Genomic DNA, 17,487 nt, shown 5'->3' with positions numbered 1-17,487 from the left:
CTGTGGTCTTATTTCATGAGGTGCCCCGATATTAGAAAGGATAAGCAATATTAGCTTGCTTATTTAATCTGGAAGACCGCTATCCGTGGTTTCTCATAAGCGAAACGGAGCACCTTCCACCCATCCAGAGTGAGTCCCGCGAATATAAGCGAAGTCCAAATAAGACTGCAGTCCATTCAGGACCGCAGTCTTATTCTTTGTTTTGTAGAGAATGTTTAAATGCTGTTTTTTCGGATGATCCATCGCTCCCAAAAAGATAGATCCGGTTCGATAAGAGGTCGACTGAACCGGCGTACCCATTCTTGTAACAGCAGCCAGGTAATTGCCACCGCAAGCAGTAGAACGAGAGCCAATTGTGTAAAGGTGTGTATATACGAGAATAGTCCCATCGAAATCGCAGTTTTCGTAATAAACGCATGCAGCAAGAACACGTATACCGTATATTTGCCCCATTCTGTAAGGATGGACTGCTTGCGAGGAACGAAGCTTAAGAAGCAAAAGGAAGCGATAATTTCCAACGCATACACGCCTAAACGATATGCTCCCGTATGCCAATGAAAGGCCCCTAGCTCCTTATAAGTAAAACTGCTATATAACCATTTTGGATCAAGTGGGGTCGAGTTGAGAAAGACCAGGACACCTAGAAGGCCAATTACGCTTAACCACTTGTTCATGCGTACGAGCTGTTTAGGAATCATATCGAGGTGGAAATAATATCCGGCCAAGAAGAAAGGGAAGAAGACGAGCGTCCTGGAAAAACTGAGCAGCGTCCCAGTGAAAGGTGCATATCCAGCGAGTACTCCTAGAATGACAGAGACCACAAGCGGATGCTGCATTTTTATAAAGAGCAGAAGGAGCAATCGCCAACAAAAATGGCTGAATAAAAACCACAGTAACGAATACGGAATGAAAAAAGAATAACGGACACCCGGCGCATGGAAGGCCAGCGAATCGAGCAGAGAGTAGAGGCTTTGGAAGATCAGATAATGATAAAAAATCATCTGCAAACTTTTGATTCCTGGGATATCTAAACGGAAACTTTTGGAAAAATATCCGGTCACCATGACAAACATGGGAATATGAAAAGTGTAAATACCCAGATATAAGGAATGGAAAGCTGCACTTTGTTGAATCAGCGGCTCTATACAATTAGCGATGACCACAAACAAAATGAGCAGAAACTTAGCGTTTAACATATACGTATTCGAAGCAGCATTGTCTTCTCTATCCACGATGATTACCTCCATTACGGTATCTATTCCTTTTCTTCTAATGTAAACCTAGCTTCAATTTGCGGCAGTGATTAAAGTCACGAAACAGAAACATGCGTTGTGATTCTCCTCACAGAGAAAGCTGAGATAAAGGTATACAATGTGATTACAGCAATAAAAGGAGGAATCATGTATGGTTATTGATCTTGGGATGCCGTTAGATGACGCTCGGACTTCTAGTCTTCAACAGATTCTGGAGCGATTAAAGGACGAACATAGCGCGTTAAAGAAAGAGCTTGACCATGTTCAGGAAATGACAAGTCATATGGTCGGCATGCTTGGCTCGGAAGAGTCAAGGCGTTTACTTCAAGAGATTCGTAAACAAATGGAAACCTTCATGCAGCAGTTGGGGGCTCACGAACACTGGGAAGAAGATGAGGTTTTACCCCTCCTTGCCGGGTATGCGAATCAGGGGATGGAGCCTACTTTTTTGACCTCAACCTGGGTTCTGGAAGAGGATCATAAACAAGCGGAACGATTTGTCCGCTCATTTCTTGAATATGCGGAGCAATGTAAAGGTGCCGACAGCATAAGGCTGAAAAAAGCGATTTCGCTGCTTAGTGTGGCCTGCTCTGTATTATCGGAGCATCTGCTGTCCGAGGAAGAGATGTTTTTCCCGGTTGCGAACCAAATGCTTAAAGATATTCATGCAAAAGCTTAGGATTGAACAGGAGGATTTAACATGGAAATGAGCATTCAATTAACCGATCGTGTGGGAGATATTGTGAAGGGTTATCCCAAGACGGCAGAGGTGTTTAAGGAATACCGTATTGATTTCTGCTGCGGAGGCAATAAATCACTTCTTCAAGTGATTCGAGACCAAGAAATCGAGGAAGAGGTTTTGTTAAAAAGCCTAGTTGAAGCGGCAGTATCCGCTAAATCCGGCAGCTTAAATTTGAGTGAATTAAGCTCAAGCGAATTAATCGATTATATCCTTCGCGTCCATCATGGCTATTTGAAAACAGCACTACCGCACTTAAGTGAATATGTGAAGAAAGTGGCACGCGTGCATGGACATCGCCATCCGGAGTTCCTTCAAGTCGATCGATGGTTTGAAGCATTGAAAAGTGATATGGAACTTCATATGGAGAAAGAAGAAAGAGAAGCATTCCCAGCTGTCATTGCCTTCGAGCAAGATCCCACAGAACTGAAAAGAGAGCGGCTGCTCAGAATTCTGGATACACTCGAACATGAGCATGAGAGCTCGGGTGATCTTCTTAAGCAAATCAGGGAAATCACCAAAGACTACGAACTGCCAGAGGATGCCTGCACAACGTTTCAACTCACCTACTTGAAGCTGGAGGAATTGGAATCGGATATGTTTCAACACATCCATTTGGAAAACAACATTTTGTTTAATCGGGCTTAGGGAAAAGTGTCCATGTTCGGTCTTTCACTGCGGCATTCCATTAGATCTAAGTAGATCTGAAGGAAGGCCGTTTTTTTGTCCACTTCGTGACATCTGAAAAAGTGTGTTTGAGATCACATATACGGTTGCTGAAAATAAGTATAGTTGAATCAAGCACCTAACATGAAGTGGGTTCAGAGTGATTTTTCTCACAGTGCTGAAGGGCCGACTCATGGTTTAATACAACTATGAGATCACAATTGAAGGGGCAATGATAAATATGGATCGAGCGTTCGCGTCAAAATTCGCCAAATGTGTCTTCTTAGTTGTTAGTGGGTTATTCATTCTTATGGGAGTCGGTTCGAGGTTTTTTACACATATTGACTTGGCTTTATATGGGTATATGGTAGGTACGGTCGTTTTCATTTGCGGATTCTTTTATCGCTTTATTGCTTGGGGAGAACGTCCGCCTACGAAAATTATTTTGAAAAAAGGCATAAGGTTGATATTTCGAAAAAGCACGCCTCAGACAACTACGGAGCATCTAATCACGCACCGTTTTATCTGGAATCGTGGGTGGTATCGCTGGACACAGCACGTTCTTCTTGGTTGGGGATGTATCTTATCCGCCTTCGTTACTTTTCCGCTGGTGTTCGGTTGGATGTACTTCACGATGGCAGAGAACGGGTACTACACGGTTGTTGGCTTCGGGATCGACCTCATGAAGATTAAAGCAGATGGTATTCTCGGATTTTTATTTTATAATGCGTTGAATATTACGGCCTTCATGGTTATCGGAGGTGTGTGCATGGCCCTGTATCGCAGAATCAAGTCCATGCAAGCTCGCGCGGAACAAACACTTATCTATGACTTTCTTCCCCTATATATGTTGTTATTCGTGAGCTTGACAGGATTGCTGCTTACCTTCTGCAATATATTCCTTCACGGCTATGGACATCCGGTTGTCACATTAGTCCACCAATGGTCTGTTATCGTGACGCTGATTTATATACCTTTCGGAAAACTGGCTCACATACCGTTTCGTCCTATGAGTGTGTTTGCGCGGAACTACAGAGAACATTACGCAGAGCAAGAGATGAAAAGCTGTAAGGTTTGTGGAACAGGCTTTGTGTCTGTCGAGCAATCCAATGATGTCATCGCTGTGCTTAAAGTGAATGAGATTGAATTCAAAACAGAGGAAGGCTTCCACTTGGCAGAGCTTTGCCTCCCATGCCGTCGGAAGTACAGAATGTCTCGATTTACAGGCATACCGACCCATCAGATACGCGTAAAGGAGAGCAATCAAAATGCAAAAGGATAAATTCTTTAAAGTCATCGCGAATAAAACCCACCCGAACGAAAAATTGGTTAAAACCCATTGCTCTTACTGCGGCATGCAGTGCGGGATGAATTTGCGGGTGGATACTTCTTCAAATAAAATTATCGGCGTCGAGCCGCGCTATGATTGGCCCGTAACGTTAGGCAAGATGTGTCCCAAAGGTGTGACGGCCTATCAGCAAACGAATCACGATGATCGCCTGCTGCGTCCGTTAATCCGTGACGATGCATCGCTCAAAGGAACGAAGGAAGGCTTCCGCGAAGCCAGCTGGGAAGAGGCCTACGCGTTGATCGTTCAAAGATTTCAAGAGCTGCAAGGCAAGTACGGCAAGGACTCGCTTTCTGTATTCAGCGGTGTATCGATGACGAATGAGAAATGTTATCTGACAGGGAAGTTCGCCAGAGTAGCGCTGCAGACTCGTTACATTGATTACAACGGCCGATTCTGTATGTCAAGCGCAGCGGCAGGTTTCCTTCGCAGCTTTGGCGTCGATAGAGGATCCACATTACCGTGGACCGATTTGCATGAGACGGATTGCTTGTTCATCGCCGGCAGCAATACAGCTGAGTGTCACCCTACTTCGATGTTCCGCATATGGGAAGTGCAGAACCGCGGTGGTTATTTGATTGTAGCAGATCCCCGGGAAACGCCTATCGCCAGGCGGGCGGATGTTCATCTCGATTTACGTCCAGGTACGGACTTGGCGCTTGCCAATTGCATGATCAATTTGCTGATTCAAAATGGTCACGTAGATGCTGAATTTGTCGCCAATCACACCAACGGCTTTGATGAAATGAAAGAGGTTGTGAAGGAATTCACACCTGAATATACGAGCGAAATCACGGGAGTTTCTCCTGAGAAATTGATTCGGGCCGCTGAGATTTATGGTAAAGCGCCTAACGCCATCGTTATGTTCGCTCGCGGCATTGAACAACAAATTAAAGGATCTGATAACGTATCCGCCTACACAAATATGTGCTTGGTGACTGGCAAGATCGGCCGTCCAAAGTCAGGTGTAGCCACTTTTACCGGGCAAGGAAATGGTCAAGGCGGAAGAGAGCACGGACAAAAAGCCGATGCCCTTCCAGGGTACCGCAAAATAACGAATCCGAAGCATGTAGAAGAAGTATGCAGCGTGTGGGGAATTAAACCTGAAGAAATGCCACAGCCCGGCGTATCGGCTTATGAAATGTTTGAGCTTATGCAAGATAAGACAATTCGCGGCTTGTACCTTCTTTGTTCAAATCCAGCCGTTTCTGCGCCAAACCTAAACTTCGTCCGCTCTGCTTTAAAAAATCTGGACTTCATGGTCTGTTCAGATATGTACTTATCCGAATCGGCCGAATTTGCCGATGTTGTACTGCCATCCGTAACCTGGTCAGAAGATGAAGGTACAGTGACGAATCTGGAAGGACGGATCATCAAGATTAATAAAGCGCAAGAGCCCGTTGGCGAATCGAAACCTGACTGGCTGATTCAAGTAGAGCTCTCGGAGCGACTAGGCAGAGGGCAGTATTTCGGCCATCTGAAGACAGCCAGGGATGTAGCGGACGAATTCCGTCTTGCCTCCAAAGGCGGATATGCCGACTATTACGGAGCCACTTGGGAGAAGATCGACAAGCAGGACGGTGTATTCTGGCCTTGCCGCGATGAAGCAGATCCGGGTACGCCGCATATGTTCCTGGATCACAAGTTCTACCATGCGGACGGCAGAGCGAAGCTATGCGCGCTCCCTTACAGACCGTCTGCCGAGGAGCCTTGTGAGCAATATCCGCTTCGTCTTACGACAGGCCGGGTTGTCTATCATTACTTATCTGGAAATCAAACAAGAAGAATTCCTTTCCTGCGTGACATGTGTCCGGAGCCTTACGTCGAAGTACATCCGGAAACAGCGGAGCGATATAACATCACACATGACGAAGTCATCCGGTTGTACACACGTCGTGGGGAAGCCTTTTATAAAGTGAAAATCATAGAAGCGATTCGTAAAGATACCGTCTTCGTTCCTTATCATTTCGGCCACGAGCAGTCGATTAATCTGCTTACGATAGCGGCGCTGGACCCCATGTCCAAAATGCCGGAGTTTAAGACTTGCGCAGCACAGATCGTAAAGCAACCTGAGAGGATGAACATCCGATGAAACAACATCTATACATTGAAATGGATAATTGCATCGGCTGTCGAAGCTGTTTGGCTGCTTGTACACAATGCGGAGGCCACGATGAACGAAATCGCAATTATGTATACGACGTCAATCCGCTTGTAACCCGCCAAACGATTCCTTTGATGTGTCTTCACTGTGTGAATCCAGCCTGCGCGAGAAGCTGTCCGGCCCAAGCCATTCAGATCACCGAAGAAGGTGCTGTGCTTTCAGCATTAGTTGAGAAATGTATCGGCTGTCAAAATTGTACCATTGCATGCCCTTATGGAATCCCTAAATTCGATGAAGAGCAGAATCTGATGTATAAATGTGATCTTTGCTACGATCGTACCAAAGAGGGCATCCCTCCCATGTGTGCATCCGTTTGCCCGACGAATACACTTCAATGGGTGACAGAGGAAGAACTAGCAGCGAAGAAAGCTCAGCATAAGCTGGGAAAATGGACGGCAAGTCATCAACCTTTCGATCCACTAGAGGGTGAAACGAATGTGAAGATCAGCCTACCAGGTATTCTGCAAGGGAAACAAAAATTGTTCTAATCTACTTGTGATGGGGTGAGCCTGTATGGAACAGGACAACAAGCAAGGCAATAATCATAGTCCTTTTAAAGAAGATAATTATACCCACAATATAAAAAAAAATGATGAAAGAAAATTGGATCGACGCGGCTTTATGAAGACGCTGGTCGGTGCAGCCGGAGTGTTCGCTGTATCCACGTTGCCCTGGGGAGCTCTTGCTGCCAAAGAACTGACAGGACTATCGAAAAAATCCTATCCCCAGCTGAAAATCACGGACATCAGCTCGCTTGCGGTTGGAGATGCGGTTGAGTTCGCTTATCCGGGCGAGCACGATTCGGCTCTACTCATTCGCCTTGGCGAGAACGAGTACAAGGCTTATCAAAATGCGTGTACGCACCTCAAATGTCCCGTGTTTTGGAGTAAAGAGAAGGATGAAATGGTGTGTCCTTGCCACCACGGCATTTTCGATGCCAGAACCGGGTCGCCCACAGCAGGGCCACCAAAGAGACCTCTGCCAGAGGTTCTCTTGAAGAAGGAGCAAGGCGCGATTTATGCGACGGGAGTGAAACGATATGAAGCGTAGCTACGTCGGCGTTATTTTGTTATGTATAGTCCTGTTTCTTAACATCGTTTGTACACAAAAGGCAGTGAATGCTTACTATTTCGAACATTACCGTACAGTGATTGTTTATGCTTTATTGAACGGATTGTTATTCCCTGTTGCAGCTTGGATCTATCGTCGGGAGCGTGATGTGAAATGAATATCAAAAAAGTACAATTGCCTCTTCAAACTGTCAGTCTTGTCCTAGGTTTCATGGTATGGGTAATCCTATCATCATTAATGCCATTTATTAAAGAGACGATTAAGTTAACCCCCTCGCAACTCACTTGGGTAACCGCTATTCCTATCTTGTTCGGATCCGTGATGCGGGTGCCTGTGGGGTATTGGACGAATCGATATGGGGCAAGAAAGCTATTTACGATCAGCTTTATTCTATTGCTTGCGCCTGTTTACTGGGTTAGTCAAGCTAACTCCTTCGGGGATCTGATTATTGGGGGATTTTTCCTGGGGATTGGTGGAGCTGTGTTCTCCGTGGGAGTGACCTCATTGCCTAAATATTATCCCAAAGAACGGCATGGCTTCGTTAACGGGATTTACGGGATCGGTAATCTCGGAACAGCACTTTCCACCTTTGGAGCACCCGTCATAGCGAATCAAGTAGGCTGGTCCAAAACCATTATGCTTTACAGCATTTTGCTTATTGTTATGGCCGCATTGAACTTTTTGGCCGGTGATCGCAAAGAGCCTCCGGTGCAAACATCCCTTGTCGAGCAAATAAAAGGGGTTTCCGGGAATTCCAAGCTATGGTTCTTATGCTTATTCTACTTTCTTACTTTCGGTTCTTTTGTTGCTTTCACGGTCTATTTACCGAACTTTATGGTCACCAACTTTCATCTGTCCAAAGTAGATGCGGGGATGCGTACGGGTGGCTTTATCGTGCTGGCGACAGCTATGAGGCCAATCGGGGGCTACCTAGGGGATAAATTTAACCCTTTCAAAATTCTTATGTTTGTTTTTGCAGGCTTGACGGTTTCTGGTATCCTACTCTCTTTTGCACCATCGATGACTTGGTACACAGTAGGTTGCTTAACCATTGCACTGTGTGCTGGAACGGGTAATGGTACCATCTTTAAATTGGTTCCAATGTATTTCACCAAGCAAGCTGGTATTGCGAATGGTATTATTTCAGCGATGGGTGGTTTAGGTGGATTTTTCCCGCCACTGCTGCTTACCTTCCTATTCAAGCTGACAGGTCATTATGCGATTGGATTCATGGCCTTATCACAGGTGGCTTTGGCCAGCTTGATTCTCATTGTGTGGATGTTTTATCAGGAGAAATTAGGTCTATCCGCTAAGATTATTGAAAATACGGTAGAGGGCATCATGGTGACCGATACAAAGGGAACGATTCGTTCCGTTAATGCTGCCTTTACAGAGCTGACAGGTTATGAAGCCAAAGAAGTAATGGGTTTGACGCCTAGTGTATTGAAATCAGGGAAACAGGATCGTGCTTTTTACGATACCATGTGGGATAAAATTCGCGGTCAGGGCTTCTGGCAAGGTGAGATTTGGAATCGTAAAAAGAATGGCGATGTGTATCTGGAATGGCTCACGATAAGCGCAGTCAAGAATGATGCCGGGGATGTCGTCTATTATTCGGGAATGTTTAGCGATATTACCAAACAAAGAGGCTTTAAGTAGGAGGGAAGATGAACCATGCCGAGTGAGTTTACTTTGGATTTATGCTTTATTCGCGAACATGCAAACTCTCCCTTTTCTACGATAATCGAACGACAATTGAATGAACTTTTCGCTGGAAAAGGAACTTGGTATATGGATTTGAGAGTAGAAGAGGGGCTCGATATCGCTGTTGCCGAAGTCAAAGGGATGGCGATTTGGGAAAGTGAAGATGAGGTTCTTCGCTATATAGAAGATTCCGCCCAATCCGATTTGACTTCTGAATACGATTGTTGGGATCATCTTCATGGGTATCAGGTGAAGGTATCGCCAAAAGCAGATGCAGGCTGCTGCCGCATAAAGAAGGAGGAACATGTATGAAATGGGAAGAAAAATTATCACGGTGGCTTGGCTCTCAGATTGAAGTGCACATTGAGGATCAGGCAGGACTCGACCCTGTCGCATCTCCGAAAAAAATGAAACTTGAGAAGATACGCATTTCCGAAGACCAAGATTATATGCAAATGTATATGAATGAACATCAATTTCTGGCCATTCCCTTAAGGGGAGAAGAACATACGAGCTTAATAAGTTCAGAGCAAGGTACGATTCTCAGATCAGCTGACATTGCGGCGCAATTGGTTTATAAAGTCCATTTCGGTTTTTAGAAAGAATATTGTGATCTTCCTCACATCGTTCAAACTTAGAAAGAGATATGATGAAGGTATCAAACAAACGAGGTGAATGTGACATGTTATATTCGAAAATATTAGTAGCCTACGACGGATCCGAAGCTTCCGATAAAGCGCTCGATTCTGCATTGAAGTTGGCCAAGTTGAACCATTATTCGAAATTGGATATTATTCATATTTTTAATCTTCCCACCTATGTGCTAGGTTCTTCTGTTGTCATACCGCCAATTGTCATTGAAACCAATTATTTGGATTACTCCGAGCAAGTCATTGGGAAAATCAATGAAAAAATTGCTGATTTTTCGAAGGTTCATATTGAAGTGAGAAGCGGTTCGATTACGAAAGAAGTTCTGAAATATGCAGACGAAATTCAAGCGGATCTTATTATTGTTGGCAGCAGAGGTCTTAGCAGTATTGGTGAATTTGTTCTTGGCAGTGTCAGTCACAATGTTGTTCAGCATGCCAAGATCCCTGTATTAGTTGTAAAATAAATTTCACTTAGGGACACAGAAAAAAATGAGGTAGCAAGGTACTTGCCTCCTCATTTTTTTGTTCTTCCTCATGATTTCAGGTGTTTTTCGTCCGAATAATGATTTTTCGATTGTACTATTTGTAAAAGGATGTGATCCTTGAATCTGATGGAGATATGTCCTTTTTCGGTCCCCTTTACATGTGATTTAATTCACATACTTTTATGCAATGCTGCTCTAAACTGAAGTAAATGGCCGTGGAGGGGGAATCAGCATGGGATTTATGAAGCAGGAGCAGATATGGGAACGCACTGTGGAAGCAGGAGTGAAAAAGGTACAGTTTGGGTATAGGAAGCAGCTCGTTCTCGGTTTTTTAGGTGGTGCTTATATTGCCTTGGGCTTTTTGCTGTATATCAGGGTTAGTAGCGTATTCCCGGATCCATGGAATGACGTAGGCAGCATAGTAGGAGCTGCTTTTTTTCCGTTGGGTCTGATATTAACGATCATTGCTGGCGGCGAGCTTCTTACTGGGAATATGATGGCAGTTCCTGCCGCGTTCTTTTCCGGAAAGATCAAATTTCACCAGCTTGTAAATAATTGGGCTGTAATAACAGTTGGAAACTTCCTGGGAGCAGTGTTCATCGCTTATGTATTCGGGCATCAAGTTGGTTTAACAGAACATGGTGTTTATTTGACTAAACTAGTAAAACTTGTCCACGCGAAAACGGCAGAGCCATTCTCCACAGCTATTTTATCCGGTATTGGCTGTAACATGTTAGTTGGGCTTGCAGTCTGGTTAGCCTATGGGACAGATGATGATGCAGGTAAAATAATGGGTATATGGTTCCCAACAATGGCTTTTGTAGCGATCGGGTTTCAACACGTCGTTGCCAATATGTTTGTCATTCCTGCGGCAATTTTCGCAAACCAGGCAACCTGGATCGATTTTATGGGAAATCTGGTGCCGGTTTACATGGGGAATTTAATCGGAGGGGCTCTATTTGTCTCGGGAGTTTATGCATTGGTTTATCGTCATTCTAACTAGAGTGTAGTGGAATCTGTATCTAAAGTTAGTTCAACAAATGTTTACTGCAGCCATTCCATTATGGCCGGGTACCATTCTTTTTCTATTCGATCTATGTGATTTTCAATAGGTTGAATAGTCAACCTTAAGCAGCGGCTTAACTCTTTGGCTTCTTTTTTGTTTGGCAATGGGGTCATACGCAGAGTCTTTTGATAAAACATTCTTAACATTGGAAGAAGATACTCAACTTCTGATTCGAACATTTCGTTCGTTTCTATATTAATTTTAGCAAAAGGAACAGACGTAAGTAAAAGCATATCCCTCTCTTTTTTTTCAAGAAGAGAAAGTTCATCCAATAATCCTCTGACTTCTTCAATTATTTTTTTGATGAAATTTATCCGCGTTATCGAAGTTATTTCGGACTCTATGTTAATTGCAAGTCCATTGATAAACTTCAATTGTTGATCGATATCTGAGTGAAGTCTATGTAATAAACGAAACTGATTATCCAACATCCAGTGCCAATGCATGTAATTGGCAATTTCATTACTAACGGAAGTATGTGAATAGTACCCCATGTTTTGAACCTCCTAGGTAGTGTTTTACACAAAGTGTATTCTTTTTCATTGAACGAGGCAGTGAGATTGATCACAGAAAATAGAACAAATCTGTGACATATCTCATAGAGTGCGAATTTGATAAGTAGTACATTATAAGCAGCCATTATGAATGATAGGAGTTGATGATGAATGATTACTTGCGAACAATGCGGTACGACGAATGGGTTTAGGAAGTTAGAAAACAGTTGGGTCTGTGAAGATTGTAAAATAGGTGATGTTAAAACGACCTTGATGAACAGTGGTGGCAAAGTGACTATTGTTAGAGAGAAGATAACAGGCTATGAAAAGGAAGGTGAGTCATTATCAGATACCTAACGATTCATACCCTTAATTCTATATAACTCCTTTTGGGATAAACCCTATGTAAGGCAAAGTAAATTAAATGTAACCGTGCTTAAACATAAAACAACACCTATTCATATTAGTAGTGTAGGCGTTATACTAAATATATAAGTAATAATGGCAACCGTTCAGTGGACGGTTGCCATTATACATTTGTTCCAAGGGGAGAGAGAATGACAATGAACAAGAGGCAAATATTTTTCTCTTTGCGCCTGAAGTTTTTACTTGCGTTTACATTGTTTATTGTGGCTCCCATTTTATTTATGATGTATCTTTACTTCGATCAATCGGACAAAATATTTATGAGACAAATGACCGACACGCAAACCCAAGTTCTAAAGCGGGTTACGGATCGAGCCGACGATATGCTGAATAGGACGTTAAATGTTTCGAATTTGCTCACGAACGACTATGATGTCTTGCAATTGCTAAGAAGTTCGGGGCAGTCGGATTTAGATGATTATCCTACCTACCAGAAGGTAGTTGGTCTACAGAGCAAGATGGACAACCTGATCTCCTATATTTTGGACAACCATGCCATTGTTGCGGTTTATGGATTTAATGGCAGCATCTATGCGACCAATCAAGATGAAGCGATACTTAAAGTGATGCCAGATTATGTGAAACAAGCCAGAGAAAAAAACGGTGCTCCAGCTTGGGACGTGAACCCTTCTTTGAAAGTTAAAGGCCTTGAAGGCAACCAAGAAGGGGGCTTTATTACCATGGCCCGGTTAATTAAGGGGGAGACGACAAAGGGGTATGGCTTAGTCTTTATCGCATTTCCAATCAAAGAAATGTTTCTCGTCTCCAATGGCTTAGAGGTGAATTCCCCCGCCCAATTCCTGATATCCGATAAAACCCGTCTGCTGTGGGGAAAGAAAGATTTATGGAATAGGACTGAATCAGGTGAGGAACGATCCACTTTTACACAAATCTTAAAAGCAACCGGTTGGCAATTGCGATGGATCCCCATGCAGGAACAATGGGTGCAGCAGCTGAAAAACGTGCGTTCGACAACGACATGGAGTGTCATTGTTTTATTCGCATGCTTTCTCTTCATCTATGTCATCTTTACCCTTCGTTTTATGAAGCCTATTCGCTCGCTCGTGCAGGCAATGGGGAAAGCATCATCCGGAAATTTCGAAAAGCCCGCTTTGGCGGGAGGAAACGATGAAATCGGACTACTGAGCCATCATTTCAACCGTATGCTGTCGAGCTTGAAGGAATTGGTTACGACTCTTCGAGAAGAGCAGCAGCTTAAAGAGGAAGCAAGGTTTCATGCCCTGCAAGCCCAAATTTCTCCACATTTCTTGTTTAATGCACTCAATTCGATTAAGTGGCTGGCTTTATTTTCAGGAGCTAAGAATGTAGGGGATATGATTACTTCCCTTGGTATTATGTTGAACTACAGTATGAAGCAGGAGAGCGAAGTTGTCACACTGAGAGATGAACTTGATTTTATACAACATTATTTTGCGCTGCAAAAAATTCGTTTTAACGATAATATAGAGTTGTCGATTGATGTTGATGAAAATCTGTTGTCTGCTCGAATTCTTAAATTTACGCTGCAACCGATTGTGGAAAACAGCATCATTCATGGGAATCGAATGCCTCTCATCATCAGCATCGCGGCTTATCATGAAGATGATTTATTATTTGTCACCATTACAGATAATGGACAAGGGTTGTCTGAGAGAAAGATTGCCAGTGACGCTCTTGAGAAATCCGACCCCATAAGGCAAGGGAAATATAGTGGAATTGGACTTGAGAATGTTCAAAGTCGGATTCGCATGCATTTCGGGGAACCATTTGGGCTATTTATACACAATGGTATTGATGCTGGAGCGGAGACGGTTATTAAGCTGCCTTGGAAGCGGATGGAGGATCCAGCATGACGAAGCTTTTATTAGTGGAAGATGAATTTTTGGTGAGGCTCGGACTCAAGACGTTTATTCCTTGGGAGGAATTCGGCTTTGAATTGATCGGCGAGGCGGTAGATGGATTGGATGCGCTTACCATTCTTTCTGAGAAGCCCTGTGATCTCTTGATTACTGACATTTCCATGCCGAATATGGATGGGATCTCACTGATGGAACGGGTGAAGGAATTATATCCTCACATCAAAGTTTTAATTTTATCCAACTACAATGATTTTGGGTATGTCAGGCGGGCCTTGCAGCTTGGCGCTTCCGACTATATATTGAAACTGACTATGCAGCCTGATGATCTCCAAACCAAGCTGCAGCAGATCCGAGTGGAAATTGAGGATGAGCGTAAGAAGCAGGAGGAATCGTTACAACTTAACCGGACTGCGTTTCAATATCATCAAGAAATAACCATTGAAAAGCATTTGCGCGATCTCTTGACCATGCAATACTCGAAGCGGGAAGCGGATGATCTCTCACAGGAATATGCGAATCTTCTACCTCCATTTCCATGGACGATTTCAATGATGAAAATTGACCGATACGAGTCTGTAGTAGATGAGAATCGCTTTAAGAGTGAAAAGTTGCTGCGTTTTTCTGTGATGAATATACTTCGGGAAATCATGCGCAAATATAAGGCAGGACACATTGTGGAAATGGATGGAGGGCGTTTCGGTATGATATCCGTCATGGGGGCGGAGCCGATGCTTCAGGAGATGACGGAATGTATACAACGTTATCTCAAATTACCTGTCTATTTCGGTACTTATTCCCCTGTTGAACGAGCATACGACCTGCATGAAGCGTGCGGGTTTGCTGAAGAAGCGCTTTTGGAGAGATTTTACAGTGACTCGAATCATGTCATTCACTATAGAGAGCAAATGTTTGCTAACCATGCTTCACCTATTTCATCACAGGATGAATTTCTCGATTTGATGGCCCGACAAGACAAAGAAGCGCTTCAGAACGCCATAAGGAATATGGCGGATGCTTATTTGGAAGACAAGATTCCCAGACCTTATCCTGATCTGGCCAGAGAACGTTGGCTGCATATTGTACATCTATTCGAGGTGTTCCTACAACATAAAGGAGGAGACCTTTACTCGATCATGCCTTTCGAAGGGAAGTATCCTCATCATGTCGTGAGGCTATCTGAGTCCATACAAGAAATAAGTGAGTGGTTGATTGGTTGGATTTCAGTCTTCTTCGAGCATTTGCGCGCAAGCACGGTTCATCAGCCTCGACCCGAAATTAGGGCTGTTCAAAGAATGATTGAAGAAAAGTACAGCACTTCCTTTAAAATGTCCGACTTGGCCAAAGCAGTTAATTTTACGGAACCATATTTAAGCTCCTTATTCAAGAAAGAAACAGGCGAAACGATGATCGATTACATGATCCGTATACGAATGAAGAAAGCCAGGGAACTGCTCAAGGATCCCAATGTTAAAATTTATGAAGTCGCGGACGCGATCGGTTATTCGGACCCTAATTATTTCGCTAAGTTGTTTAAAAAAATTGAAGGCATATACCCGCAAGAATATCGTAAGCGCTATATTCACTAAAAGTGGATAAAACAAGACAGGTAAGATCTTAAATGAATTCATTACGCAGGAATGATCACTTTGTTATGCTAATGATGTTCCAAACGGATGAAAACAAGTAAGAGAGGGGTTTTACCTGTATGAAGAAATCGATTTATTCCGCACTATCACTCACAATGGCATTTAGTTTGATGCTTTCCGGCTGTGCAAAAAGCGACAATCAAACAAGCGCATCTCCCACTGCAGCGAACACAGCAAGCTCCGCAGTTCCGAAGAAAGCCGTCAAACTTAAGATTTGGGGCGGCATTCCTGAAGAGAGCGGACCTAAGGATGTGGTCACGAAGTGGAACAGCACACATCCTGATATCCAAGTGGAGTATACACGTTACGTGAACGACGATAGCGGCAACACGAAGCTCGATACGGCTCTTATCAGCAACTCCGATGCTCCGGACATCTTCTTCAGCTATGGAGAAACGAATTACAATCGCCGAGCGAATGCAGGTGTCACCTTTCCTTTGGATGATTTGATTAGCAAATATAAGCTGAATGTGGATGATATCATCGGCAAAGATAATGTCGTCCCGTATAAAGGGAAAACGCACTATTTACCTGCCATGAAGCTGTTATCTTCCGTTATGATTAATCAAACGGCTTTGGAGAAAGCGGGAGAGAAGATTCCGGCTCAAGGATGGACATGGGACGACTACATGGCCCTTGCCGAGAAGCTGCATACACCGGACCAGAAGGGCAGTTTTATCAAGGTTCCAGACGATAATATGGTGCGTTTTGCCATTCTTGAGAATAAGCCAGTGGATTCCTACTATACAGCTGATGGATTATCCACCTTCGACAGTCCTGTCGTCAAGAAGGGCTTGGAGTATCAAAAAGCACTACAGGACAAAGGATTATCGGTCAAGTGGCCAGAAATTATCGCCAACAAACTGCTTCCTCCAAATGAGCTTCTGACCGGTAAAGCGGCCATGATCTTCGGAGGTACACATTTGCTTAGGAATGTGAAGGACACCAAAAGTTTCCCGCATGACTTCAAAACGATTTTTGCTCCGGTGCCCCAGTTGGAGAAGGGCGGCAAAGTGAATACGGCAGGCTTCAACGACTTCATGTCCATTAACAATACGTCCTCGAACAAAGACGAAGCCTTTCAATTTATCTCTTGGTACTTAACAGAAGGCAACCTTCTCATGATTCCTGGTGGACGCCTGCCGTCTTCCAAGAAGATCGATGTGGATAAAGTGGCTGATCTCATGGTTGGAGATGCAGCAAACCTGATTAACGTGGATTCCCTGAAATCTCTAATCAAAGGCGATTACACATTCCCAGTTCAAACGATTTCCACCGCTTTACCAGAAATGACCAAAATTATTAACGAGGAAACAGAGAAATATGTCATGGGTGTTCAGCCCTTAGACAAAGCTATTCAGAATATGAAGACAAGAGCGGATCAAGCGATTAAGGCTGAGAAAAAATAACTGTTGTGTTAAAAAAAAGACCTGGCGGACTTCAAATTGAAGTCTGCCAGGTCTTTTTCTTCGTGCTGAGCCTATATCCATATCCCCCAAATGGTTCGATACAGAAAATAAGGCAACTATGAGTTCTTATTTGTTCGAATTACTGCTGTTTTGGAGGCATAAGAAAGCTACGAGTGCTTATTGTTTGTTCATACGCCAAGAAAGGAAGGAAATGGAGCAACCTAGCCGTAGGCTAGGTTTTTCTAAGTCAGAACGAATACGTCGATCCAGGATCTCCTTCAACGGAAATAACGGACATGTGAGGCATGCTCCAAATCCTAAGAATTGTTATATGAATCTACAAGTTTTGAATCTACTGGCTCCGTCTTTTCGCGTGATACAATCAAATTTAATAACCCAAAACCGGCCATGGTTTTGTTTTGGGCAAAGCGCCTCTTGCTCATGGACAGAGGCGTTTTTGCCTGTTCGAGAAATCCGGCGATTCTTTCGGAGAACGTATACATGCCT

Annotated in this window: 18 protein-coding genes; 16 read left to right on the top strand and 2 right to left on the bottom strand. The window is 43.7% G+C overall.

Features of this window, described 5'->3' with window-relative positions:
- Positions 1 to 215: 215 nt before the first annotated feature.
- Positions 216 to 1,232, bottom strand: coding sequence for an acyltransferase family protein (locus tag GC098_RS24925; protein WP_171645912.1), 1,017 nt, complete (start codon positions 1,230 to 1,232; stop codon positions 216 to 218).
- Between the two features lie 172 nt (positions 1,233 to 1,404).
- On the opposite strand from GC098_RS24925, the gene GC098_RS24920 reads away from it, so the two are divergent.
- From GC098_RS24920 to GC098_RS24865, 12 genes are all read left to right on the top strand, one after another.
- On the top strand, positions 1,405 to 1,932 hold the full coding sequence (locus GC098_RS24920; RefSeq protein WP_171645911.1) for a hemerythrin domain-containing protein: 528 nt from the start codon (positions 1,405 to 1,407) through the stop codon (positions 1,930 to 1,932).
- 21 nt (positions 1,933 to 1,953) lie between these two features.
- Entirely contained in the window at positions 1,954 to 2,640 is a 687-nt protein-coding gene (ric, locus tag GC098_RS24915; protein WP_171645910.1) for an iron-sulfur cluster repair di-iron protein, read from the top strand.
- A gap of 259 nt (positions 2,641 to 2,899) precedes the next feature.
- Positions 2,900 to 3,940: a hypothetical protein gene (locus tag GC098_RS24910; protein ID WP_171645909.1), complete on the top strand. Its 1,041-nt coding sequence runs from the start codon at positions 2,900 to 2,902 to the stop codon at positions 3,938 to 3,940.
- Positions 3,927 to 6,098 (top strand): molybdopterin oxidoreductase family protein, encoded by a 2,172-nt coding sequence (locus GC098_RS24905; protein ID WP_171645908.1) that lies wholly within the window; start codon positions 3,927 to 3,929, stop codon positions 6,096 to 6,098. Before GC098_RS24910 ends, GC098_RS24905 begins: the two co-directional genes overlap by 14 nt.
- The gene (locus tag GC098_RS24900) at positions 6,095 to 6,658 is read left to right on the top strand and encodes a 4Fe-4S dicluster domain-containing protein (RefSeq protein ID WP_060646095.1); all 564 of its coding nucleotides are present in this window, start codon (positions 6,095 to 6,097) and stop codon (positions 6,656 to 6,658) included. Before GC098_RS24905 ends, GC098_RS24900 begins: the two co-directional genes overlap by 4 nt.
- 25 nt (positions 6,659 to 6,683) lie before the next feature.
- Positions 6,684 to 7,220: a Rieske 2Fe-2S domain-containing protein gene (locus GC098_RS24895; protein WP_171645907.1), complete on the top strand. Its 537-nt coding sequence runs from the start codon at positions 6,684 to 6,686 to the stop codon at positions 7,218 to 7,220.
- The gene (locus GC098_RS24890) at positions 7,210 to 7,398 is read left to right on the top strand and encodes a hypothetical protein (protein ID WP_171645906.1); all 189 of its coding nucleotides are present in this window, start codon (positions 7,210 to 7,212) and stop codon (positions 7,396 to 7,398) included. Before GC098_RS24895 ends, GC098_RS24890 begins: the two co-directional genes overlap by 11 nt.
- A complete protein-coding gene (locus tag GC098_RS24885; protein WP_171645905.1) occupies positions 7,395 to 8,900 on the top strand; it encodes an MFS transporter in 1,506 nt (501 codons plus the stop codon). Before GC098_RS24890 ends, GC098_RS24885 begins: the two co-directional genes overlap by 4 nt.
- Positions 8,901 to 8,915: 15 nt before the next feature.
- Positions 8,916 to 9,257 carry a hypothetical protein gene (locus GC098_RS24880; protein ID WP_171645904.1) on the top strand — a complete coding sequence of 114 codons (342 nt, stop codon included), beginning with the start codon at positions 8,916 to 8,918 and terminating at the stop codon, positions 9,255 to 9,257.
- Positions 9,254 to 9,544 carry a hypothetical protein gene (locus tag GC098_RS24875; protein ID WP_171645903.1) on the top strand — a complete coding sequence of 97 codons (291 nt, stop codon included), beginning with the start codon at positions 9,254 to 9,256 and terminating at the stop codon, positions 9,542 to 9,544. Before GC098_RS24880 ends, GC098_RS24875 begins: the two co-directional genes overlap by 4 nt.
- A gap of 83 nt (positions 9,545 to 9,627) precedes the next feature.
- Positions 9,628 to 10,059: a universal stress protein gene (locus GC098_RS24870; protein WP_171645902.1), complete on the top strand. Its 432-nt coding sequence runs from the start codon at positions 9,628 to 9,630 to the stop codon at positions 10,057 to 10,059.
- A 253-nt stretch (positions 10,060 to 10,312) separates the two neighbouring features.
- On the top strand, positions 10,313 to 11,083 hold the full coding sequence (locus GC098_RS24865) for a formate/nitrite transporter family protein (protein ID WP_171645901.1): 771 nt from the start codon (positions 10,313 to 10,315) through the stop codon (positions 11,081 to 11,083).
- Between the two features lie 41 nt (positions 11,084 to 11,124).
- On the opposite strand, the gene GC098_RS24860 is transcribed toward GC098_RS24865, so the two are convergent.
- Complete coding sequence (locus GC098_RS24860) at positions 11,125 to 11,640, bottom strand: hypothetical protein (protein WP_171645900.1); 516 nt, start codon at positions 11,638 to 11,640, stop codon at positions 11,125 to 11,127.
- Between the two features lie 171 nt (positions 11,641 to 11,811).
- Between GC098_RS24860 and GC098_RS24855 the strand changes: the two genes are divergently transcribed.
- The 4 genes from GC098_RS24855 to GC098_RS24840 all read left to right on the top strand — a co-directional run bounded on the left by GC098_RS24855 (position 11,812) and on the right by GC098_RS24840 (position 16,980).
- Positions 11,812 to 11,997, top strand: coding sequence for a hypothetical protein (locus GC098_RS24855; RefSeq protein ID WP_171645899.1), 186 nt, complete (start codon positions 11,812 to 11,814; stop codon positions 11,995 to 11,997).
- Between the two features lie 200 nt (positions 11,998 to 12,197).
- Entirely contained in the window at positions 12,198 to 13,919 is a 1,722-nt protein-coding gene (locus GC098_RS24850; RefSeq protein WP_216625412.1) for a histidine kinase, read from the top strand.
- Complete coding sequence (locus GC098_RS24845) at positions 13,916 to 15,511, top strand: response regulator (protein WP_171645897.1); 1,596 nt, start codon at positions 13,916 to 13,918, stop codon at positions 15,509 to 15,511. Before GC098_RS24850 ends, GC098_RS24845 begins: the two co-directional genes overlap by 4 nt.
- 119 nt (positions 15,512 to 15,630) lie before the next feature.
- Positions 15,631 to 16,980 (top strand): ABC transporter substrate-binding protein, encoded by a 1,350-nt coding sequence (locus GC098_RS24840; RefSeq protein ID WP_171645896.1) that lies wholly within the window; start codon positions 15,631 to 15,633, stop codon positions 16,978 to 16,980.
- The last annotated feature ends 507 nt before the right edge of the window (positions 16,981 to 17,487 follow it).

The organism is Paenibacillus phytorum (assembly GCF_013141715.1).
Lineage (GTDB): Bacteria > Bacillota > Bacilli > Paenibacillales > NBRC-103111 > Paenibacillus_E > Paenibacillus_E phytorum.
Note: the sequence above shows the minus strand (reverse complement) of the source record. Positions and strands in the feature narration are given on the sequence as shown.